The 24007-nt window shown below is 65.7% G+C and carries 17 protein-coding genes; all 17 read left to right on the forward strand.

Features of this window, described 5'->3' with window-relative positions:
* Positions 1-112: 112 nt before the first annotated feature.
* The 17 genes from GDJ97_RS05355 (at position 113) to aspS (ending at position 23778) form a co-directional block, all read left to right on the forward strand.
* On the forward strand, positions 113-1303 hold the full coding sequence (locus tag GDJ97_RS05355) for a carcinine hydrolase/isopenicillin-N N-acyltransferase family protein (RefSeq protein WP_152070266.1): 1191 nt from the start codon (positions 113-115) through the stop codon (positions 1301-1303).
* A 9-nt stretch (positions 1304-1312) separates the two neighbouring features.
* Complete coding sequence (locus GDJ97_RS05360; RefSeq protein WP_152070267.1) at positions 1313-3376, forward strand: FAD-dependent oxidoreductase; 2064 nt, start codon at positions 1313-1315, stop codon at positions 3374-3376.
* Positions 3377-3394: 18 nt separating this feature from the next.
* The gene (locus GDJ97_RS05365) at positions 3395-4669 is read left to right on the forward strand and encodes an aconitase X (RefSeq protein ID WP_152070268.1); all 1275 of its coding nucleotides are present in this window, start codon (positions 3395-3397) and stop codon (positions 4667-4669) included.
* Entirely contained in the window at positions 4669-5118 is a 450-nt protein-coding gene (locus tag GDJ97_RS05370) for an aconitase X swivel domain-containing protein (RefSeq protein ID WP_152070269.1), read from the forward strand. The genes GDJ97_RS05365 and GDJ97_RS05370 overlap by 1 nt, the downstream gene beginning before the upstream one ends.
* Before the next feature lie 320 nt (positions 5119-5438).
* Positions 5439-6290 (forward strand): class II fructose-bisphosphate aldolase, encoded by an 852-nt coding sequence (locus tag GDJ97_RS05375; RefSeq protein WP_152070270.1) that lies wholly within the window; start codon positions 5439-5441, stop codon positions 6288-6290.
* Positions 6291-6750: 460 nt separating this feature from the next.
* Positions 6751-7905, forward strand: coding sequence for an aminotransferase (locus GDJ97_RS05380; protein ID WP_152070271.1), 1155 nt, complete (start codon positions 6751-6753; stop codon positions 7903-7905).
* A gap of 76 nt (positions 7906-7981) precedes the next feature.
* Positions 7982-8968: a DMT family transporter gene (locus GDJ97_RS05385; RefSeq protein ID WP_152070272.1), complete on the forward strand. Its 987-nt coding sequence runs from the start codon at positions 7982-7984 to the stop codon at positions 8966-8968.
* Between the two features lie 126 nt (positions 8969-9094).
* Complete coding sequence (gene hisS / locus GDJ97_RS05390) at positions 9095-10408, forward strand: histidine--tRNA ligase (protein WP_152070273.1); 1314 nt, start codon at positions 9095-9097, stop codon at positions 10406-10408.
* A gap of 231 nt (positions 10409-10639) precedes the next feature.
* Positions 10640-13165 carry an ATP-dependent helicase gene (locus GDJ97_RS05395; protein WP_152070274.1) on the forward strand — a complete coding sequence of 842 codons (2526 nt, stop codon included), beginning with the start codon at positions 10640-10642 and terminating at the stop codon, positions 13163-13165.
* Positions 13166-13369: 204 nt separating this feature from the next.
* On the forward strand, positions 13370-15484 hold the full coding sequence (locus GDJ97_RS05400; RefSeq protein WP_226808844.1) for a C69 family dipeptidase: 2115 nt from the start codon (positions 13370-13372) through the stop codon (positions 15482-15484).
* A 103-nt stretch (positions 15485-15587) separates the two neighbouring features.
* Entirely contained in the window at positions 15588-16937 is a 1350-nt protein-coding gene (brnQ, locus tag GDJ97_RS05405; protein ID WP_226808846.1) for a branched-chain amino acid transport system II carrier protein, read from the forward strand.
* A gap of 29 nt (positions 16938-16966) precedes the next feature.
* Entirely contained in the window at positions 16967-17785 is an 819-nt protein-coding gene (pflA, locus tag GDJ97_RS05410; RefSeq protein WP_152070275.1) for a pyruvate formate-lyase-activating protein, read from the forward strand.
* Positions 17785-18843: a GTP 3',8-cyclase MoaA gene (locus GDJ97_RS05415; RefSeq protein WP_152070276.1), complete on the forward strand. Its 1059-nt coding sequence runs from the start codon at positions 17785-17787 to the stop codon at positions 18841-18843. The genes pflA and GDJ97_RS05415 overlap by 1 nt, the downstream gene beginning before the upstream one ends.
* Positions 18844-18900: 57 nt before the next feature.
* On the forward strand, positions 18901-20022 hold the full coding sequence (gene moaC / locus GDJ97_RS09835; protein WP_152070277.1) for a cyclic pyranopterin monophosphate synthase MoaC: 1122 nt from the start codon (positions 18901-18903) through the stop codon (positions 20020-20022).
* Complete coding sequence (locus tag GDJ97_RS05425; RefSeq protein ID WP_226808848.1) at positions 20012-21268, forward strand: MFS transporter; 1257 nt, start codon at positions 20012-20014, stop codon at positions 21266-21268. Before moaC ends, GDJ97_RS05425 begins: the two co-directional genes overlap by 11 nt.
* Positions 21269-21313: 45 nt before the next feature.
* A complete protein-coding gene (locus GDJ97_RS05430; RefSeq protein ID WP_152070334.1) occupies positions 21314-21799 on the forward strand; it encodes an S-ribosylhomocysteine lyase in 486 nt (161 codons plus the stop codon).
* 206 nt (positions 21800-22005) lie between these two features.
* Entirely contained in the window at positions 22006-23778 is a 1773-nt protein-coding gene (aspS, locus tag GDJ97_RS05435) for an aspartate--tRNA ligase (protein ID WP_152070278.1), read from the forward strand.
* Positions 23779-24007: the final 229 nt, after the last annotated feature.

Genomic DNA, 24007 nt, shown 5'->3' on the forward strand with positions numbered 1-24007 from the left:
ACGCTCGGCGCATCCGTTTGCCACCATTTCTTCGGCGGTAGGTCTCATACCTATCGCCGCTTCTTTTGCCCATCTCAGCACACAGTGTGCTGAATGAAAGGAGAACGTGTACATGAGCAAGACCGTAAAGAGAATCGTCATCGTCCTGGTGCTTGTCATTGTGGCCCTCGTGGGCACCATCGGCTTCACCTGGAAAGACGAGATCGCCTCCGTGGCCAGCTTCCACAAGATCCGCGAGCGCAATGCAAGCCACGGCGACGCCAACGTCTACGAGATGACCATGGCCGGCGACTACTACATCGACAAGTTCGTCGAGCAGGGCGGCGTTTCGAGCGACGCCGAGCTCATCGACTTCGTCATCGGCAACATCACGAAGGGCGTCGTCGACATCTCCATGCCCACGCCCCAGATCGGCTGCTCGTCGTTCACCGCCTCCACGGCAGCCGGCGACGCGCTGTTCGCCCGCAACTACGACATGCACACCACGCACACCGCCATCGTACACACTTCCGCCTCGGGCGACCGCCACGCCACGGTCTCCACGGTCGACCTGGGTCTGCTGGGCATGGACGCCGAGTCCGAGGTCGACGGCCTCATGGACCGCCTCACCTGCCTGGCTGCCGCCTACGCGCCGCTCGACGGCATGAACGACGCCGGCGTGAGCTGCGGTGTCTACATGACCTACCAGGGTCACGAGGGCGAGGTCACAGCCACGAACCAAGATACCGATAAACCCGACATGACCACTACCACCTTCCTTCGTCTCGTGCTCGACTACGCCGACGATCTGGACGAGGCCGTCGAGATCGCCCAGTCTTACGACATGCATGACTCGGCAGGCACGAGCTACCACTACATGGTGGCCGACGCATCCGGCCGCAGCGCCATCTTCGAGTGGGTTGCGGCAGACGACGACACCGACACCGACGGCTCCGCCCGTGAGCTGCGCGTGATCTACAACGACGACGATGCCGCGCTCGGCGAGGCCGAGGCTGCGGCCGACTACCAGTGGGTCACGAACTTCGTGCTCGAGCCTAACTACTACGCTTCCGACGATGCCAAGAAAGGCCTCGACCGCTACAACGAGCTCTACACGCGCCTGTCCGCGACCGACGGCGTCGTGGCCGACGAGTCTGCGGCCATGGATGTGCTCGCCGCCGTGGGTCGTCGTAGCTGGAACAACGACGACGCCAACACCATCACCGTTCACAGCGTCGTGTACAACCTCACCGACCGCGTGATGTACTGGGTTCCCAACGAGAACTACGACGACCCGAGCGCCTGGATCACCTACAAGCTGTAAGGAGCACCCGTGAACGATACCCTCGCGCCTCTCTTTGAGCCCTGGACCATAGGTTCTCTTACTATCAAGAATCGCATCGTCATGACGTCGATGGGCGGCACCGACCTGTTCGGTTGGATGGAAAAGAACCATTTCGACCGTGCGGGAGCCGAGTTCCTCCTCGAGGTGGCCAAGCACGATGCCGGCCTGGTGCTGCCAGGATGCCAGCCGGTGTACAACCCGATGTTCGGCCAATGGCTGCACAAGAACAAGAAGATGTACCGCGACCTAGCGGCGTGGATGCCTGTGTTCCATGCAACCGGCGCCAAGCTGTTCGTGCAGCTCACGGCAGGCTTCGGCCGATCGTTCACCATCAGTCCGCTCATGGAGGCGCTCTACACGAACCCCGTCCTGCGCGCCGCTGCCAAGCCCGTCATGGACCTCGAGCGCATCTGCGCCGCGCCGAGCCCCTCGCCCAACCGCTGGTCGGACAAGGTGCCGTCGCGTGAGATCACCAAGCCCGAGATCGACCAGATCATCGAGTCGTTCGCCGAGTCGTCGCGCCTGCTCAAGGAGGCAGGTGTCGACGGCGTCGAGGTGCACGCCGTCCATGAGGGCTATCTGCTCGATCAGTTCGCCCTGAAATACGTGAACAAGCGCACCGATGAGTACGGCGGCAGCCTGGAGAACCGGTATCGTTTCGCGGCCGAGATCGTACGTGCCATCAAGCGTGCCTGCGGCGACGACTTTCCCGTGTCCATCCGCTACAGCGTTGAGTCCAAGACGAAGGGCCTGCGTCAAGGCGCACTTCCTGGCGAGCAGTTCGTAGAGGCCGGCCGCGACATGGCCGAGTCCATCGAGGCTGCGCGCAACCTGGCCGACGCAGGCTGCGACATGTTCAACTGCGATAACGGTACCTATGACGCCTGGTACTGGGCCCACCCGCCTATCTACATGCCCAAGAACTGCAACCTCGGAGACGTGGCCGAGCTGCGCCGGCACATCGACGTGCCCGTCGTATGCGCCGGACGCATGGAGCCTGCCGACGCCGCCGCGGCCATCGCCGAGAAACGTATCGACGCCGCGGGCTTCGCTCGGCCGTTCCTGGCTGATCCCGCTTGGGTGTCGAAGCTTAAAGCGGGTCGAGAGGCCGATATCCGCCCGTGCATCCTGTGCCATAACGGCTGCTTTAACATGTGCCACTACAAGGGTGTGGCCAACGATCAGGACCTCATGGACTCTTTGCATCTGGCGCGTTGCGCCGTGAACGCCGAGACCATGCAGGCGTCGCGTCACTATGTAAAGCCGACCTCATCGCCCAAGATGATCCACATCGTGGGCGGCGGCATCGGCGGCATGGAGTGCGCCCGTGTGCTGGCGTTGCGAGGCCATCACCCGGTGATTCACGAGCGCGGCGAGCGCCTGGGCGGTGTGTTCGTTGCTGCCGCGCAGGCAAGCTACAAGGACAAGATGCGCGATCTACTTGCCTGGTATGAGCGGCAGATGGTGCAGCTTAACGTGGACGTGCGCCTGAGTGACGAGGTGCGCGACATTACCGAGCTCGACGGCCCTGTGGTGGTGGCGACGGGCTCGACCCCGCGCACGCTGCCCATCCCCGGCATAGAGCTGGCGCACGAGGCGTGCGACTACCTGGAGAATCCGCCTGCGGCGCAGCGCGTTGTGGTGGTGGGCGGCGGACTGACCGGCTGCGAGGTGGCCTACGACGCCGCGCTCGAGGGGCGCGACGTCGAGATTGTCGAGATGGCCGACGACCTGGTGGCGCAGAAGGGCGTATGCCTGGCCAACAGCTCGTACCTGCGCGAGTGGTTCGCCTGGAAGCAGGTGCCTGTGCATCTTGAGACCACGCTTGCCGGCATCGCGCGCGCCGAGGACGCTGGCCTGCGCGTGAGCTGCAGGCACGCGGACGGCACGACGTTTGTCATCGAAGCCGACGCCGTGGTGACGGCCACGGGGTACACGCCTGCGCCGCTTGCGAGATCGGGCCGTGGCGTTCGCCTGGTGGGCGACTGCAACGGCGTGGGCAATCTGCGCAGCGTGATCTGGCGTGCGTACGACGTGGCGATGAAGCTGTAGAAAGAAGGGGGAAAGCTCATGAAACTGACCGCCGAACAAGAGGCGATGCTCGCCGGCGAGCGCGGCGAGACGATGGCGAAGGTGCTCGAGACGCTCGTGCGCTACGGTGACCTGTATGGTGCCGACGAGATGGTGAGCGTGACGAGCAAGTACAACCACCTTGTGACGAGCTTTGGGCTCAAGGCGCTGGGGCCGGTGTACGAGCTGATGGGCAAGCTCATAGACGAAGGGGCCGTGAGCCAGACGGGTTTCTCGGTAGACCCCAGACCGTTGGATGACAACGTGCCGGCGAGCTTTTTGCAGAAGATCATCTTCAAGCACTTCATGTACAGCAAGCAGGATTTTTACGAGGGGCAGCTGCGCGAGCTGGGGCTGATGGGCGACGACGCGTTCACGTGCACGTGCTACATGGACGAGGTGGGCAACGTGCCCGCGGCGGGCGACGTGCTGAGCTGGTCGGAGTCGTCTGCCGTGGTGTATGCGAACTCGGTGCTGGGCGCGCGATGCAACCGTAACTCGGGCATCATCGATTTGATGGGGTCGGTGTGCGGGTTCGTGCCGCGGTTTGGGTTGCTGACCGACGACGGCAGGCGCGCCGACTGGGTGGTCGAGGTGCGCTGCGAGCGAAGGCCCGAGGCGCAGCTTTTGGGTTCGGCCATCGGCATGCGCGTGATGGCCGACGTGCCTTACATCACGGGGCTGGACGCATGGCTGGGCGATGAGCTCGATGGCAGCGCGAAGGCGTACCTGAAGGACATGGGTGCGGCGTGCGCATCGAACGGCGCGGTGGGCCTGTACCACGTGGAGGGGCTGACACCTGAGGCGCGAGAGCAGGGCCGCGCGCTCGTGCGCGAGGGCGCGCGGGTGTATGTGATCGACGATGCCGAGCTTGAGCGCGTGCACGCGAGCTACCCGGTGGTGTGGAAGAACGCGGACGCCAAGCCCAAGCTGTGCTTTATGGGGTGCCCGCATATGAGCATGGAGCAGCTCGAGCAGTGGAGCGAGCGCATAGCGCAGGGACTGGCCGAGGCCGGCCGCACGCGCGTGAGCGTGCCGTGCGTGTTTACGGCGGCACCCGCGGTGGCGAAGCGCTTTGCGGCCACGCCGGCTGCGCGTGTGCTGGACGCGGCGGGCGTGGTGGTGTCGAGCATCTGCCCGCTCATGTACATGAACAACCCGCTGAGCGCGAAGATGCCCGTGATCACGAACTCGAACAAGTTGCGCACGTATTCGAGCGCGCGCTACTACACCGACGACGAGATTCTGGACATCCTCACGAAGGGAGCGCGATGATGGCAAAGACGTTTACGGGGCGCGTGGTGGTGCCCGGGACCGTGAGTGCGCCGGCGCTCGTGAGCCACGGCGGGCTCAACACGCTCGCGTCGTTTCAGAAAGCGTTGCAGTTTGGCGACAAGGAGTCGACCTGCGGCGACCAGAACAACCCCGACCTGTACGGCAAGAAGATGCGCGGCAAGGCACTGTGCCTGCCCGCGACCATAGGTTCGACCACCGGCGGCCTGGTGCTGTACTGCGCCGTGGCCATGGACAGGCAGCCCGCGTGCCTGCTGTTTAGCGAGGAGATAGACTCACTGGCCGCCGCCGGCGCCATCCTGCAGGACGTGTGGCTGGACGACGCCGCGCCCATGCCGGTGATCGACTGCCTGGGCGAGGATTTTTTGAGCTACGTAGCTGACGGCATGACCGTGACGGTGACGCAGGACGGCAGCGTCGTGGTTGATTAGCGAGCGGAAGGGTTGATTGACCGCGAAATCCTGAAAGTGTCGGCCGCGGCGCGCGGCGCGGAGGCGACCGCGCAGCAGGGCACCTGATCAAGCGCTAGCCGGTTTCACCGCACGACCGAACGAGTGCAACGGGTTTTCCGTTGTGCCGGCGCGGTCGTGCGGTGTTTTGTCGCGAGAAGCCCGGGCATTGTGTGGGTGGTCGTTCTCGCGCGGGCCGAGCGGGCGAATCGCGTACAATAGCGAAGGAAAACGCCGGTTGGCAGGTTACCGGCTGCGTTGCGTGGCACATCCGAGGTACCGCGCAGAAGGGAGCGAAGCTCATGCTCGTTACCACCAAGGAGATGCTGCTCGACGCCAAGAAGAACCACTATGGCGTGGGCGCGTTCAACGTGGAGAACCTTGAGTTCGTGATGGCGGTGCTCGCCGCCGCCGAGGAGACCAAGTCCCCCGTCATCATGCAGACTACCCCGGGTACGGTGAAGAGCGCCGGCTTGGATTACTTCTACGGCATGGTCGCGGCCGCCGCTGCCCGCACCGAGGTGCCCGTTGCCCTGCACCTGGATCACGGCGACGGCTTTGAGCGCTGCATGCAGGCCATGCACACGGGCTACACCTCCGTCATGATCGACGGCAGCCATGTGCCCTACGAGGAGAACATCGCCACCACCGCGCCGGTGGCCCGCGTGGGCGCTGCCATGGGCATCCCCGTGGAGGCCGAGCTCGGCAAGGTCGGCGGCAAGGAGGACGACGGCCCGGCCGTGGAGGGCGAGAACCCCTACACCGATCCCGATGAGGCCGTCGAGTTCGTGGAGCGCACCGGCTGCACCAGCCTCGCCATCGGCGTGGGCACCGCGCACGGCGTGTACCACGGCACCCCGCACATCCAGCAGGACGTCGTGTGTGAGATCGCCTCCAAGCTGGATATCCCGCTGGTGCTGCACGGCACCTCCGGCGTGCCCGACGAGCAGGTTGCCGAGGCCATCAAGAACGGCATCTCTAAGGTGAACTACGCCACCGAGCTGCGTCAGGCCTACACCAAGGGCTTCATGGCCTACATGGCCGAGAACCCGGAGTGCTTCGATCCCAAGAAGCCGGCAAAGTGGGGCATGGCCGAGATCACCAAGATCGTGAAGATCCGCATGGAGAACCTCGGCTCCGTGGGCCGCGCGTAGATATTCGCCGGCTGATACTCGGCTGGTCCGCTCGTTTCCGAGCACCTCTGCTTGATATGACGACCGCCTCCGGGCGGTCGTTTTTTATGCCCCGGGCGAACGTCAAAAACATATGCATATTACCGATATCGTAAAAATGATAGACACAGCAGGCAATTAGCTTTAAAGCAAAAGATGTATGCACCTTGCTATGCATAAAAAGAAAAGTACGAGTAGGGTCTGATTCAGGATAGCGAGAACCACGAGCTCGGGTGTTTTATCTGTATGTTTATCAAAAACGAACCGAAAACCATTTACGTTTCAATTCCACCGCTTACGTAAGTGAGCGCGCTGGGCGTCGTTGCCATCATCATGCTGGCGACGGGCTTCATCACGGTCTCATCGTGCGAGCGAGGGTGCCGGGGGAGCTGTTTCCCGGTACCCTTTACTTTTGGATTGAAGTAGCGAGAAAGGTACGACCATGAACATCAAGTCGATCGGCGTGGAGGAGTGGCTGAACGAGCTGGAGAAGTCCGCCGCGCTCGATATCGCGCAGTCCACGATCGCCTCGCTCACCACGGCCGAGATCCTTGCCCTGGGCGACGAGGAGAACGGTGGCCCAGGCACGGGTGCCGCGGCCTTCTACGAGGCGCTCGGCCGCGAGAAACAGAACTACGGCTGGATCGAGGGCTCGCCCGAGTTCAAGGCCGAGGTCGCCAAGCTCTACCGCGGCATTGATGGTAAGGGTATCGACGCGGACAACGTGCTGCAGATGAACGGTGCCACCGGCGCCAATCTCGCCGCGCTCTACACGCTCGTGCACCCGGGCGACCACGTGGTGGCGGAGTACCCCACGTACGATCCGCTCTGGGAGATTCCCCGTACGCTCGGCGCGAACGTGGACCTCTGGCATCTGCGCCAGGAGGCCGACTGGAACCCGGACATCGAGGAGCTCAAGCGCCTGGTGACCAAGAACACCAAGCTCATCTGCATCAACAACGCCTCCAACCCGCTCGGCACCGTGCTGTCGCGCGAGACGCTCGAGCAGATCGTTGAGATTGCCCGGAGCGTGGGCGCTTACGTGCTTTCCGACGAGGTGTACTACCCGCTGGAGAACAGCGAGGATTTTGCGAGCATCGTCGACCTTTACGAGCGCGGCATCGCCACGAACAGCCTCTCCAAGACCTATTCCGTGCCGGGCATCCGGATGGGCTGGACGGTCTCGAACAAGGAGGTCGCCGACCAACTGCGTACCTGCCGCGACTACACGCTCATTTGCGGCGGCGTCTTCAACGACGCCATGGCAGTGCACGTGCTGCGTCACCGCGAGCAGATCCTCGAGCGCAACCGCAAGGTCATCTTCGGCAACCGCGCCATCGCCCAGGAGTGGATCGACCACGAGCCGCGCGTGAGCTGGGTGCCGCCCAAGGGCGTGTCCACCTCGTTCATCACGCTCGACATCCCCATGGGCGACGAGCAGTTCTGCCGCAGGATCCTGGCCGAGCGCGGCGTGCTGCTGGTACCCGGTAGCCGCTTCCACCTGCCGCGCGGCGCGCGCCTGGGCTATTGCGCGCAGGAGGATACGCTTCGCGCCGGCCTGGCGCAGCTGTCCGAGGCGCTGCGTGAGTTCGATTAACCCTATTGGTTGGTTATAGAATGGTGCGGTAGGCCAATTGCGGTGGCCGCGTACCATGCGATTGATAGGAGGGGCGATGAGTCTTCAGGAAAACGTTGCCCCTCCTCGCTTTCTCGAGGCGGAAGAGCCGGATGCGACGGTAGCGCCCGAGGACCGCGTGCCCGGACCGGGCGTCTTGCGCGGTGCCGGCGCCCGCTCTCCGCTGTTCTGGAAGTTCATGCTCGTGGCGATGGCCGTTGCCTGGGGTTTCTCGTTCACGCTGATGAAGGATGTTGTCGAGACCGTGCCGACGTTCCTCTTGCTGGGCATTCGCTTTGGCGGGTCGGCGCTTTTGATGCTCGCGGCGTTTCATCGCCGTATCCGCGCGCACCTGAATCGGCGCTATGTGGCCGTCGGCCTGCTCATGGGGTTCTTCATGGGCATGGGCTATGTGTGGCAGACCCTCGGGCTCACCGACACCACGGCGGGCAAGAACGCGTTCCTGACGGGCACCTATTGCGTGCTCGTGCCGTTTATCAGCTATGCGGTGAATCGCGAGCCGCTCACGCGCTACAACCTGGGGGCGGCGCTGCTCTGCCTTGCGGGCATCGCGCTCGTGGCGCTCGACAACCTCACCGTGCAGACCGGCGATTTGCTCACGCTGGTCGGCGCCCTGTTCTTTGCGCTGCAGATTGTGACCGTGTCCAAGTTCGGGGCGAATCTGGATGTGATGGCCCTGACGTTCTGGATGTTCCTTTCCATCGGCGCGGGGTGCCTGGCGGCGTTTCCCTTTGTGGAGGCGGCGCCTCCGGCCTCGGCGTGGACCCCGCAGCTCGTGGCCACCATCGCCTTCCTCGTGTTGGTCTGCACGTTTCTGGGGCTCATGGTGCAGAATCTGGGGCTTGCGCACGTTCCCTCGAGCACGGGCTCGCTGCTGCTCTCCCTCGAGAGTCCCTCGGGCGTGTTCTTCTCCGTGGTGCTGGCGGGCGAGATGCTCTCCGGCCGGCTGATCGCGGGGTTCGTCCTCATCTTCCTGGCGATCGTGCTGTCCGAGACGCATTTCGCCTTCCTGCGCCGGCGGTAGCGGTTGGGGCGTCCCGCACGATGGTCTCTGGTTCCATCGTGCGGGGTGCCGCCGCCCGTTCAGTCCGTCCTCATCCCACATTGCGTATAATGTGGGGCGCAAACGACGACGCAGGAGGTATGGCTCATGCAGGCACAGCGAGCTGAGGGTACGAAGGACCTGATCGGGAGCGAGATGCGCGCCTGGCAGCGGATGCAGGAAGTGGCCGCCGAGGTCTTTGGGCCGTACGGCTTCGAGCTGGTGGAGACGCCCGCCATCGAGCAGCTCGACGTCTTCGTGCACGGCATCGGCCAGTCCACCGACGTGGTGCGCAAGGAGATGTTCCGCGTGTTCTCCGGTGCCAACTTCGCGCGCGTGCTGGAGGAGGGCACCGACGCCAAGCTCAAGGCCAAGCAGCGGCTGGCACTGCGCCCCGAGGGCACGGCCGGCGTGGTGCGCGCCGTGGTGGAGAACAACCTGGTCCCGCAGGGTGCGGCTCCCGTCAAGCTCTACTACACCGAGGCGATGTTCCGCGGCGAGCGTCCGCAGAAGGGCCGTCTGCGCCAGTTTCACCAGGTAGGCATCGAGTGGCTGGGCGCGCCCGATCCCGCAGCGGACGCCGAGTGCATCATCATGCTCATGGAGTTCTACAAGCGCCTGGGCTTCGACCTCTCTAAGCTGCGCCTACTCATCAACTCCATGGGCGATCCGGCATGTCGCCCCGCGTATCGCGAGTCCGTGCGCCAGTTTATCCTCGACCACGCCGACGAGATGTGCGACGAGTGCCGCGAGCGCGCCGAAATCAACCCGCTGCGCGCCTTCGATTGCAAGAACGACCATTGCCGCGAGGTCATGAAGGACGCGCCGCTCGCCCCCGACCATCTGTGCGACGAGTGCCGCACTCATTACGAGCAGGTGAAGAAGTACCTGGATGCGGCCGGTATCCAGTACGTGGAGGACCCCACCCTCGTGCGCGGCCTGGACTACTACACGCGCACGGTCTTCGAGGTGGAGGCACCGGGTGCGGGCGTAGGGTCGATTGGCGGCGGCGGTCGCTACGACGGCCTGGTGGAGCTCGAGGGCGGCAAGCCCACGCCGGGCGTCGGCTTTGCCGTGGGCTTTGAGCGCGCGCTGCTGGCGCTCCAGGCGTTCGGCGGCGACATGGGCCTTCCGGTGCCGGCGTGCGTGTACGTGGCCAATGCCGGTGCGGAGCTGCGCGGCGAGGTGTTCGACGTGTGCCGGGCCCTGCGCGCGGCCGGCGTGCGCACTGAGGCCGACTACCAGGGTCGTTCCCTTAAGGCGCAGTTCAAGCAGGCCGACAAGCTGGGGGCGCGCCTGATGGTGATCGTGGGCGGCGACGAGCTGGCTGCCGGCAAGGTGAAGATCCGCGACATGCGGAGCCACGAGGAGCTGCTCGTGGACCGCGCGAGCGTGGCGGAGGCCGTTTCCGCGCGGTTGTAAGCTAAGAAAACGCTGCGCTGCCGAACGGCTAAAACGAACTTTCTCTTCTAGTCGTTCGGTTGTGCGGTGAATCGTCTTTCTGCGGCCCGCAGGGGCGCCCGGATTCCCTATGGGGGTTCCGGGCGTGTCCGTGCGGGCCGCTATACTAGAGGACCGCAAATGCTTACGGGTGCTCGCAACCACCGACGAGCTCCCGAGATCTCGCAACCAGAGCAACCGGAAAGGCAGCCCATGACGCAGCCCGCCATCGATATCGATTCGCTGAACCCCGCGCAGAGGGAGGCCGTGCTCACGACGGAGGGGCCGCTGCTGGTGCTGGCGGGTGCCGGATCGGGCAAGACACGCGTGCTCACGCACCGTATCGCGCACATGGTGGCCGACCTGGGCGTTCGCCCCTGGCAGATTCTCGCCATCACCTTCACCAACAAGGCGGCGGCCGAGATGCGCGAGCGCCTGGACGCACTGCTGCCGGACGGCACGCGCGGCATGTGGGTGTGCACGTTCCACGCCATGTGCGTGCGCATGCTCCGCGAGGACGCGGACCTGCTGGGATACACCGGCCAGTTCTCCATCTACGACGACGATGACTCGCGCCGCATGGTGCGCGACATCATGGGCGCGCTCGACCTCGACCAGAAGAAGTTCCCGCTGAACATGGTGCGCGGCAAGATCTCCGCCGCCAAGAACGCGCTCGTGAGCGCCGAGCAGATGCAGGCCGAGGCCGCGGACCCGCCCACCCAGGCCGCCGCGCGCGTCTACCTGGAGCTGGAGCGCCGCCTGCGTGCCGCCAACGCCATGGACTTCGACGACCTGCTCGTACGCGCGCTCGAGCTGCTGCAGACGCGCCCGGAGGTGCTGGACAAGTACCAGGAGCGGTTCCGCTACATCTCCGTGGACGAGTACCAGGACACCAATCACGTGCAGTACCTGATCGCCAACCTGCTGGCCGCCAAGTACGGCAACCTCATGGTGGTGGGCGACGACGACCAGTCCATCTACAGCTGGCGCGGTGCGGACATCACGAACATCCTAGACTTTGAGAAGGACTTTCCGCAGGCCAAGGTGGTCAAGCTCGAGCAGAACTACCGCAGCACGGGGCACATCCTCAACGCCGCGAACGCCGTGGTGCGCCGCAATTCGCGCCGAAAGGACAAGCGGCTGTTCACCGCGGCGGGCGACGGCGAGAAAATCCAGGCGTACCAAGCTTCCGACGAGCGCGACGAGGGCGCGTGGATCGCCCGCGAGATCAAGAAGCTGAACGACGGTGGCATGCCGTACTCCGATATCGCCGTCTTCTACCGCACCAACGCGCAATCGCGCGTGCTCGAGGACATGTTCCTGCGCGGCGGCGTGCCCTACCGCATCGTGGGCGGCACGCGCTTCTTCGACCGCGCCGAGATCCGCGACGTCATGGCGTACCTCAAGATGGTCGTGAACCCGGCCGACGAGATGAGCGTCAAGCGCGTCATCAACACGCCGCGTCGCGGCATCGGCTCCACGAGCGTACAGAAGATCGAGCTTCTGGCGCATCAGAGAGGCGTGAGCTTCTTCCAGGCGTGCGAGCTCGCCTGCGCCGAGACGGGCCTGTTCTCCGCCAAGGTGCGCAACGCGCTCGGCGAGTTCACGGGCGTGGTGCGCGAGGGTCGGCGGCTGGACGGCGAGCTGCAGGACGTGGTGGAGCGCATCATCGAGATGTCTGGCCTGCAGCAGGCGCTGCGTGCCGAGGAGAGCATGGAGTCCGAGAGCCGGCTCGAGAACATCCAGGAATTCCTGGGCGTAGCGTCGGAGTTCGAGGAGACCCACGACGATATCGAGGGCACCCTCGAGAGTCTGGCGGAGCTCCGGCAGGCCGGCGTGGCCGATGTGCCGGACGCCGCGCCGGCCCTTGCGGGCGGTTCCAGCGTGGTGCCCGGTGCGGACGGCGCGATGCCCGCATCGCTCGTGCAGGACGAGATCACGCGCACGTACGGCGCGCTCGCCTGCCCGGCGCTCCCGGCTCTTATGGAGTGGCTGGCGCTGCGCTCCGATTTGGACGCGCTCTCGGGCGAGTCTTCCGCCATCACCATGATGACGGTGCACTCCGCCAAGGGCCTGGAGTTCCCAGCTGTGTTCGTGGCGGGCATGGAGGAGACGATCTTCCCGCACGTCAACAACTTCATGGACGATGATCCCGGCAAGCTGGAGGAGGAGCGGCGCCTGGCGTACGTGGCCATCACGCGCGCCCGCAAGCGGCTGTTTCTCACCTATGCCGCGCACCGTCGCGTGTACGGCTCCTCGCAGGAGAATCGCCGCTCGCGCTTTCTGGACGAGATCCCCGAGCAGGATATCGAGCTCGTGGGCGTGGGCTCTCGCGGCTTCTCGGGCGTGGGGCTCGACAAGCGCGGGGATCGGCGCGGCACGTTCGGTACCGGCGGCGCGGAGTACGGCGGCAACGTGTTCGGCCAGTACACGCGCTCGGCGGGCGGCGTGCAGCGGCATCGCGGCGTGAGGCCCGACGCGGGGCTGGGCCCCGCCACCTTCGGCGGCGGCCGGGGCCGCGCCGAGCGCCAGGCGGCGGCACCCGTGGTGGAGCAGCGCAAGCCCGACGTGGCGAAGGCGCGCGAGGTATTCGCCGTGGGCGACCGGGTGAGCCACAAGACCTTTGGAACCGGCACGGTCGTTGCGGCGAGCGGTGACATCATCGAGGTCAAGTTCGAGAAGATGGGCCAGGTCAAGAAGCTCATGAAGGGCTTTGCCCCCATCGTGAAGCTGGTCTAGCGCCCAAAGCGCGGTGTACGGGGTCGGTTCCCGTGTGCCGCGCTTGCCGTTGGCAGGGTATCTGCTATCGGCCGGCCAACGTTATCGAACCGTATTCGCCTGTTCACAGTTCGGAAATGCTATCTGCCGTATAGTTCTCCTATTCGCGACGCCGAGAGATACCGGCAGATTCGGGCGTCGGCCACTTCGGGGGAAGGACACGACATGAAGTTGCGTTCCGTTATTGCCAAGATCGCGGGGGGGGGTATGCTCGCCGCGTCGCTGATCATGGCTTCGCCTATCTCGGCGCTCGCGTGCACGCAGATCTACATGGGCAAGGCGCTGACCACGACGGGCGATACCTATGTGGGGCGGTCCGAGGACTATAGCAGTCGCTACGTCAAGGCCTTTGGCATTCAGCAGCGTGAGGAGAACCCGAAGTTCACCTCATACGAGAATGGCGCTGTCGACGGCTCCGGGTTCCAGTGGACCTACCAGGGAACCTCGTATCGCTACACCTACGTGCGCGACCTGCCCTCTGAGTGGGGCGCCGAGAACAGCGCCTCGGCCTCTAAGGTCTATTCCGAGGCCGGTATCAACGAGCGCGGCGTCTCGGTCTCCGCGACGGATAGCACGTCGATGAACACGGGCATCAGCGCTCTGGACCCCGTCGTTGACACGGGTATCGGCGAGTACAACCTGGCCGACGTCATCCTCTCCATCGCCGACTCCGCGCGCGACGGCGTGAAGAAACTGGGCGCGATCATCGACCAGTACGGCTCGTGCGAATGCAACCAGATCATCATCGCCGATAGCAGCGAGACCTTCATCTTCTGCCAGCTCTCCGGGCATCAGTGGATCGCCCTCAAGATGCCGGACGACAAGGTTGCCGTTACGCCCAACCTGAGTGGCCTGCAGTATAAGGTGAATCTCGATGACGAAAGCGTCTGCCTGCACTCCGCGAATATCGTGGAGATGCCCCAGGATGCCCGTCTGCTCCAGACTTATGCCGATGGCACGCCCAATATCTTCAAGACCTATGGCGATTCGAATGTGAACGGCCGCTACAAGCTGGCTCGCGACTACTTCAAGGCACAGCTCGATTCCGGAAGCGATGCCGAGGGTCCGCAGCTCGCTTTCACACCGGGCATCCAAATCGACTCCTTTACCGCGATGCGCTCCTTTGCCGCTAAGAGCACGAGTGGAAACCCGACGAGCAACTACAGCGATATCGGTAGCCAGGTCACGACTGAGACGAGCATGTTCCAGATTCGCTCCGGCCTCTCCTCCGATATCGCGGCGGTGCAGTGGACGGCACTGGCACCCGCTGAGTACAGCGTGTTCATTCCCAGCTACTCAGCGCTGCTGACCGAGGTGCCTGAGGACCTGTACCCGGCATGGAACACCATCGACGGCTCGCATGCCGGCGGCGGTGTGCAGAACGCTCTCGAGGAGGCCCCCGACGTCACCGGCAAGAACCTCGACTACATCATGATGGATATCAACACGATCGCCTCCAGCTACCTTAACAGCATGGGTGCGAACACGCGCGCCTACCTGGACGCGGTGCAGAAGTCGATCATCGCCCAGCAGGATGCCGTGGACGCTGTGATGAAGACAACGCCCGCAGGCGAGGCACGCACGGAGCTCGCCAACAAGGCGTTTGCCGCCGTGAGTGAGCAGGTGTACGCCAAGGCGAAGACGCTGCTCGATGAGATGCGCGCCTTCGTGAAGGCCGGTGACACCTCTGCGGCCTTCGTCCCGAGCGACTACGACGCCGCGACCGGCTCCATGAAGACCGGTCTCACCTACGGTGCCGCCATCGTGGCGCCGACCATCACCGCGCAGCCGGCTTCCGCCACCTATACCGTGGGCGACAAGGCTGCCGACCTGAGCGTTGCCGCCACGCTCGCGGACGGCGTGGAGGGCTCCGATGCCACGCTCGCCTACCAGTGGTTCAAGAAGGGCTCGGACGGGCACCTCGTCGCCATCGAAGGTGCCACGAGCTCCACGCTCGCCGTCGATACCGCTACGGCCGGTTCCGCCACCTATCAGGTGACCGTCACCAACGCCGTCGGCCTCGCTGCCACCTCCACTGAGGCGACCATCACCGTGAACGAGGCGAAGAAGGATCCCGACCAGACGCCGACACCGACGGACCCGGACAAGAAGCCCGCAGACGACACCAAGACGCCTGCGGCGACCAAGAAGCCGACGACGAAGGCCGCCCTGCCCAAGACGGGCGACGACAGCTCGGCCCTCATGGCCGTGACCGTTGCCATGGGCGTCGCCGCCCTGGTTGCGGGAGCCGCGCTCGCCCTGGAGCATCGCCGCCAGTAGGCTGCGCGAAGACCGCGCCGACAGCCCGCGGCGCGCGGTAAAACGAGAACGTGGTACATTGGGATGTCCCGATGTACCACGTTTTTGTTTGAGGGAGACGGTCTTGAGCTCTTCGTCCCACGGTCTGTCCGCGCGGCAATCGCTGCTGGTGGGTATCACGTTGTTCTCGATGTTCTTTGGCGCGGGCAATCTGATCCTGCCTCCGCTTCTGGGCTACCAGGCGGGTGTGGCGAGCGTGCCCGCTGTGGCGGGTTTTCTGGTGACAGGCATCGGTCTTCCGGTGTTCGGCGTCATGTCGTGCGCGCTCGTGGGCGACCTGGACCAGTTGGGCGGTCGCGTGCATCCGCGCTTCGCCTTCGTGTTCGCCATCCTCATCTACCTCTCCATCGGGCCCTGCCTGGCGATTCCCCGCACCGCGTCCACGGCGTACCGGATGCTCGTGCCGGTGGTCGCCGAGACCACGGGAGCGGCCGCCGAAGGCGCCTTCTCGCCGTTGGCGATCGCGTTCTCCGTGCTCTTCTTCGCGGCCGCGGGCGTGCTCGCGCTGCGCCCCGGCAAGCTCACGCGCCTGCTCGGCAAGGTGACGGGGCCGGCCCTCATCGCGCTCATCGTGGTCGTGGTGGTCTCCGCCGTGGCAGCCCCGCTCAGCGCGCCCCAGCCCGTGCAGGCGCCCTACGACCGCGTGCCCCTGCTGCAGGGATTCATCACCGGCTACCAGACCATGGATGTCCTGGCGTCCGTGACGTTCGGCATCGTGATCGCGCAGAACATCCGCGGTCTGGGCGTTTCGGAAGATGCCGCCGTGGCGCGCGAGGTCATGCGGGCGGGTGCGCTCATGGGCGTGCTCATGGCGCTGGTGTATTGCGGCATGGCGGCTGTGGGCACGCTGCTCGGCAATGCCGCCGGCCAGGTATCCAACGGCGCCGACGTGCTCTCCGCTTCGGCCACGCTGCATTTCGGCCTGGCGGGAACCGTCATCGTCGCCGTCATCTTCCTGCTGGCTTGCCTGAACGTGTGCATCGGGCTGCTCTGCTGCTGCGCCGAGTTCTTCAGCGAGAAGTTCCCGCGCGTCCCTTATCGCGCGTGGGTGGCTGGTTTCGCGGTGTTCAGCTGTGTGGTCTCCGTGGCAGGGCTCGACGCCATCCTCGCGTTCTCCGTGCCGCTGCTGAACGCGCTCTACCCCGTGGCCATCGTGCTCGTCCTCATGGGCATGCTGCACCGCTTGGTCGACCGTGCACCTCGCGTGTGGGCCTGGGTCGCCGTCACCGCCGCCGTGGTGAGCGCGGCCACGAGCCTGCGCGACGTTCTGGCGCCCGGCGCGTGGCTGCCCTTCGATGCTCTTCCCCTTGCCGACCTCGGCTTTAACTGGGTGGTCCCGGTGCTTGCGGCCGTGGCGGCGGGTGTGGTCCACTCGCGGCTCGTGGCCGGCGCCGCCGTGCCGGCCACGCGCTAGAATGTGGCGCGAGAAGACGGGAGGCTGCCGTGGCGCAGGTATCGCTTGAGCAATTGGACGAGGGGGAGCTCGCTTCCTCGCACTACACCCTGGGCAGGGTTCACTCCATCGAGACGATGGGCACCGTGGACGGGCCCGGCATCCGGTTCGTCGTGTTCACGCAGGGTTGCCCCATGCGCTGCAAGTACTGTCACAACCCGGATACCTGGGATGCCGGCCCGAACGCCGGTACCAAGGTGAGCGTGGAGCATCTGCTCCGCCGCTTCGAGGGCAACCGCTCGTTCTACAAGTCCGGCGGCATCACGGTCTCCGGCGGCGAGCCCCTGCTGCAGCCCGCGTTCCTGGCCGATCTGTTCCGCGCGGCGCACGAGGATCCGCACGGGCGCATCCACACCTGCCTGGATAGCTGCGGCTACGCGTTCGACCCGCGCCATCCCGAGCGCTTCGACGCCGTGCTCGCCCACACGGACCTGGTGTTGCTCGATATCAAGCACGCCGATCCGGAGGAGCACCGGCGGCTCACCGGTTGCTCCAACGAGCGCATCCTCGCCTTTGGCGACGAGCTCGCGCACCGGGGCATCCAGATCGTCATCCGCCACGTCATCGTACCGGGCATCACGGACTCCGCGGAGGAGTGCGAGGCCGTGGGCCGCATCATCGGCCGCTGGCGCAGCGTGGTGGGCCTGGAGCTCCTGCCCTACCACACGCTCGGCGTGGTGAAGTACGAGCAGCTGGGTATCCCGTACCCGCTTGAGGGCGTGCCGCAGATGGACAAGGCGCGCTTGCCGGAGCTGCGTCAGGCGGTGCTGCGCGGCATGCGCGAGGTCCGCGGCGGGGGAGGGGCATGATGCCGGTACAACACGATGGCTTTGGGCGGAACATCACGTATCTGCGCATCGCCGTCACGGACAAGTGCAATTTCCGCTGCGTGTACTGCATGCCCGAAGAGGGTGTGCCGTCGCGCGCCCACGGTGAGCTGCTCACGGCGGAAGAGATCGCCCGCTTCGTGCAGCTGGTGGCGGGCGAGGGCATCCGCCGTATCCGCCTGACGGGCGGCGAGCCGCTGGTGAGTCGCCGTATCGTGCCGCTCATCGCGGATATCCGCGCCATCCCGCAGATCGAGGACATCTCGCTCACCACCAACGGGGCGCTCCTGCCTCGTCTGGCCCCGCAGCTCAAAGAGGCCGGACTCGACCGCGTGAACATCTCGCTCGACACGCTCTCGCCAGACCAATTCGGCAAGATCACGCGGCTGGGCAGGCTCGAGCAGACCATGCGCGGCATCGATGCGGCGCTCACTTGGGGCTTCGAACCGGTCAAGGTGAACTGCGTGGTGGTGCGCCGCCTGGATCAGGACGTCTTCGGCCTGGCGCGGCTCTCGGTGGAGCGTCCCATCCACTTGCGCTTCATCGAGTACATGCCCATCGGCGACGCCGGCGCGCGCGGCTACCGCACGGCGGATGCCGCCACGGGTAAGGACGGCGTGCTCCGGGCGGAGGAATGGGACGCGAGCGACACCGTTCCCAGCACGGAGCTGCGCGAGCGCATCAGCGCGGCCGGCGTTGCGGCGGGCGTGGGCGCGCTCGAGCCCGTGGAATCCGGCGAGGGCCCCGACGGCGCGGGCCCGGCCCGGTACTGGCGCTTCCCGGGCGCGGCCGGTACCGTGGGCTTCATCACTGCCATGTCCAGCCACTTCTGCGCGAGCTGCAACCGCATGCGCCTCACGGCGGACGGTTCCATCCGCCCCTGCCTGTTCAGCGACGCAGAGTACTCCGTGCGGGCCGCCCTGCGCGCGGGCGACGACGGGCGGGTGCTGCGCATCTACCGCGACGCCATCGCCCACAAGCCACAGGAGCACGAGGTAATCGGCGGCACGGCGCGCCAGATGTCGCAGATCGGCGGCTAGCCGGCGCCCGTTGTCCCGGCAGCCGGGTTTACGCTGTCATTCGATCGAGGAGGAACCATGCCCGATACCCCGCGCGATGCCTATCGCGATACCCTCACCCACGTTGACGAGCACGGTGACGTGCGCATGGTGGATGTCTCGGAGAAGGACGTCACCCAGCGCGTGGCGCTTGCCGAGGGCAGCATCCTCATGCATCCCGAGACCCAGGCCATGGTGCTCGAGGACCGCGCCAAGAAGGGCGACGTGCTCGCCTGCGCGCGCGTGGCCGGCATCATGGCATGCAAGCGCACGAGCGAGCTCATTCCCATGTGCCATCCGCTGAACATCACCAAGAGCAAGGTTCAGATCGAGGCGATCCCCGCCAACGGCGCGGGCGCTCGACCGGATGGGCGCGTGGGCTTCCACGTGCTGGTCACCACCGGCGTGACGGGCAAGACCGGCATCGAGATGGAAGCGCTGACGGGCGCCTCGGTGGCGTGCCTCACCATCTACGACATGTGCAAGGCGGTTGACCGCGGCATGGAGATCGTGGACGTGCGGCTGCTCCGCAAGGAGGGCGGTCGCTCGGGCGTATGGGTGCGCGGGGGAGCGGCGAGCGAGGAGGCTTCTGCCCCGGCGCCGGCCTCCGACGCTGGTTCCCCCTCCGTTGCCGGCCCGGCCCCTGCCATCGCCTTCATCGGCTACCAGAATGCCGGCAAGACCACGCTCGTGGAGAAGGTCATCGCCGAGCTCACCGCTCGCGGGCACCGCGTGGGTTCGATCAAGCACCACGGCCACAAGGGCTTCGACATCGACCAGACGGGCAAGGATTCCTGGCGGCACGCCCAGGCCGGCAGCAGGCACGTGGGGCTGGTGAGCCCCACGGGGTACGCCGAGTACGCGAGCACGGAAACCGAGCTGCCGCTCAACTGCATGCTCGATCGCTTCACGGATGTGGACGTGGTGGTCGTGGAGGGCTATAAGTCCGCGGGCCTGCCGAACGTGGTGGTGGCCAGAAGTGGGGTCGACCGCCTGCGCAACCAGAGCTCGCTCGACCTGGTGGGTGACGCGACGGTCGCCCTGGCCTGCAACGACGCGCTGGCCGCGCGTGCCAACCTGAGCGTGCCCACCGTGGATATCAACGATGCCGCCGCCGTGGCGGACGTCGTGGAAGGATGGCTGAAGCGCCGTGTCCAGTAGCACCTCCCTGCCCTCGTCTCCTATCGCGGCGTCAAACCTGCCGCGCTCCCGCCGCAACCTGTGCGTGGCCCTGCTGGTGATGCTGGGCTTCTCGCTCGGCTGCTCCGAGTTCGCCGTCATCGGCATCGAGACCGAGCTCGCCCAATCGTTTGGCGTCACGCTCCAGACAGTGGGCTTCACCATGAGCTCCTTCGCTGTCACCTACGCGGTGTGCACGCCGCTCTTGGCGGTCTGCACGGGACGGTTCCGCCGGTTCCAGCTGCTTGTGGCCTACGCGGTTGTGTTCTGCCTGGGCAATGTGGTAGCAGCCATCGCGCCGACCTTCCCCGTGCTCATCGCCTCGCGCGTGGTGATCGGCGCGGTCTCGGGTGCGTACCTCGCCGTGGGCGTCACCTTCCTTCCCGAGCTTCTCGGCCGCGGCAACACCTCCATGGCCATCTCCGTGGTGTACGGGGCCTTTTCCGTTGCCATGGTGATCGTGACCTCGGTGGGCAAGCTGGTGGCGGACGCGCTCGACTGGCATCTGGTTATGGTGGGCACGCTCGTGCTCGCGGTGGCGGTCTCCGCCGCCCTCGTGCTCGTGCTACCGCGCCAGGGGGCGACGGACACGCCCGCGACGGCGTGCGAGCAGCTCGCGCTCCTCCAAGAGCCGCAGGTGCTTTCGGGCATCTGCATTTTCGTCTTCGGCGTGGGCGCCGTCTACGTGTTCTACGGGTACGTGACGCCGTACCTGGAGGAGGTACTCGGCCTCACCGGCGTGCAGGCGAGCATGGTGCTCATGGGATACGGTTTTGCGTGCATGGTCTCGAACCTGCTCTCCGGCTGGTTCGACGCCCGCTTTGGCCTGAAGTCGCTCGTGCCTACGTTCCTGGCGCAGGCGCTCATCCTTTTCTCCCTCTTCCTTGTGGGCGGTCGCACCGCGCCGGGCCTGGCGCTCGTGTTCGGCATCGCACTCAGCATGTACGTGGTCTCCGTGCCCTGCATCTCCATGTTCATGAAAGCGTCCTACGACGCGCATCCCAAGGCGCTCACGCTGGCGAGCTCGCTCGAGCCCATGGCGTTCAACATCGGCATCGCGTTCGGCTCCGCCGTGGGCGGGGCCGTGGTGGCGGGGCCGGGCATCGCGAACGCCGGCATGGTCGGGTCCGCGTTCTCGCTGGTCGCCTGCTGCTTTGTGCTCCTGAGCATCGCGTTGGAGCGCCGGGCGCGTCGGCGGAACCACCCGCAAGCGGTACAATCGCGCTGACCGATTGATCGCATAATAAGGGGGATCGTCATGGCCGAGAACGATATGAAGAAGATTGCGAGCTTTACCGTCAACCATCTGGTGCTCATGCCGGGGGTGTACGTGAGCCGTCGCGACGCGGACCCCGCCACGGGTGTCGTCGTGACCACGTTCGACCTGCGTCTGACCGCGCCCAACCGCGAGCCGGTTATGAACACGGCCGAGTGCCACACCATCGAGCACTTGGGTGCCACCTTCTTGAGGAACCACGCTGCGTGGAAGTCGCGCGTGATCTACTTTGGCCCCATGGGCTGCCGTACCGGCTTTTACCTGGTTGTCTTTGGCGATGTGACGAGCGAGGAGATTCTGCCGCTCGTGCGCGAGCTCTTCACCTTCGTGCGCGACTTCGAGGGCGGGGAGGCCGACATCCCCGGTGCCAAGCCGAGTGAGTGCGGGAACTACCTGGATCAGAACCTGGGTATGGCCAAGTGGCTCGCCGCTCGCTACCTCGAGCGCGACCTGTCGGAGAACCCGCACCTCAGCTACGAGTAGGCCCCGGACGCGCCGTATCCGCCTACCGCGCCGCGCGCCGGCGGCCATTTGTTTCGACTTCTGAGCCTTCCACATTGTTGGGGGGAGTTGGCTGCCGCCGCGCTATCATGAACGCTTGCGCGCCTACGCTGTCTACGCATCCGCGCAGTCTGTACACCAGCCGCCCGCACCGACACGGGGCGGCACGGACCCAAGGAGGACCGTACATGGCCCAACCCCACTCCATGCACACGCATACCTGCGGCGAGCTTCGCCGCGAGCACATCGGCCAGGAGGTCACGCTCACCGGCTGGGTGTGGCGCCGCCGCGACCACGGCGGCCTCATCTTCGTGGACCTGCGCGATCGCGAGGGTGTCACGCAGATCTCCTTCGACCCCGAGCATTCCGGCGGCGAGGCCTTCCATGCGGCTGAGGGTATCCGCTCCGAGTGGCCCATCAAGGTGACGGGCACCGTGCGCAAGCGCCCCGAGGGCATGGAGAACGCCAAGCTCGTCACCGGCGACGTGGAGGTGCTGGTGAGCGCCATCACCGTGCTCAACCGCTCCAAGACCCCGCCCTTCCAGATCGAGGACCACATCGAGGCTGGCGAGGACGTGCGCCTGCGCTACCGCTACCTGGACATTCGCCGCCCGCACATGATGGCCAACCTCAAGATGCGCTCCGACTTCACCTTCGCCATCCGCGAGGCGCTGCACAAGCGCGCCTTCATGGAGGTCGAGACGCCCAGCCTCTTCAAGTCCACGCCCGAGGGCGCGCGCGACTTCCTGGTGCCGAGCCGCATCCAGCCCGGTCACTTCTACGCCCTGCCGCAGAGCCCGCAGCTCCTGAAGCAGCTGCTCATGGTAGGCGGCGTGGAGCGCTACTACCAGGTGGCCAAGTGCTTCCGCGACGAGGACCTGCGCGCCGACCGCCAGCCCGAGTTCACGCAGGTGGACATCGAGATGAGCTTCGTGACGCAGGACGACGTCATGGGTGCGCTCGAGGACGTGCTGAAGGATGCCTTCGCCGCCATGGGCGTCGAGCTGCCCACGCCGCTGCGCCGCATCTCCTACTGGGATGCCATGGAGACCTACGGCATCGACAAGCCGGACACGCGCTACGGCATGCACCTGGTGGACGTGACGGACATCTTCAAGGATTCCAAGTTCAAGGTTTTCGCCAGCGCCGCCAACACCGAGGGCGATGTGGTGAAGTGCATCAACGCCAAGGGTGCCGGCACCTGGGCGCGCAGCCGGATCGACAAGCTGGAGCCGGTGGCGCGCGAGCTGGGCGCCAAGGGCCTGGCCTGGATCGCCTTCCGCGAGGACGGTTCCATCAACAGCCCCATCGTCAAGTTCTTCTCCGACGAGGAGATGGCCGCGCTGCGCGAGCGCGTGGACGCCCAGCCCGGCGACCTCGTGATGTTCGCCGCCGGCCCGCGTCTCCAGAGCTGCGAGATCCTGGGCGGCATGCGTTGCCACATGGCCGACGCGCTCGATGTGCCGCGTGAGGGTCACGACTTCCTGTGGGTCGTGGACTTCCCGCTCTTCCACTGGGATGAGGATCGCAAGGCCTATGCCTCCGAGCACCAGCCCTTCACCCAGCCCATGGAGGAGGATATCGACAAACTCGATACCGATCCCCTGGCCTGCGGCTCGCACACCTACGACTTCGTCATGGACGGCTTCGAGGCTGGTGGCGGCGGCATGCGTATCCACGACGCCCAGCTGCAGGAGAAGATCCTGGAGAAGCTCGGCTTCACGCCGGAGCGCGCGCGTGCGCAGTTCGGCTTCCTGATGGATGCCCTCGAGTTCGGCGCGCCCCCTATGGGCGGCTTCGCGCTCGGCCTCGACCGCGTGTGCATGCTGCTCGCCGGCGCCGACTCCATCCGCGAGGTCATGGCCTTCCCCAAGACGAGCTCCGGCTCCGACATGATGAGCGACGCGCCGAGCGAGGTCTCGGCCAAGCAGCTGAAAGAGGTCAGCCTGCGCCTGCTGTAGGCTGAGTCACCGCATCGGTGTTCTGATCAAGCGCGTCCGGTTCTCCCGGGCGCGTTTTTTCGTCGTCGCCCGTGGTGAGGGCGGGGAGGCAGGCGACAGGCTGGCGCGGGTCCGAGGTGCTCGCAATCGATTCTTCCCTCGCTCCGTTTCTGTAAAGCACGTGTCATCGCCCAAAGCGAATCGGCGACCCCGCGCGAAAGGCGTGAGCAGAGGGGTTGACCTGCTGTCC

The organism is Collinsella sp. AK_207A (assembly GCF_902501965.1).
Taxonomy (GTDB): Bacteria; Actinomycetota; Coriobacteriia; order Coriobacteriales; family Coriobacteriaceae; genus Collinsella.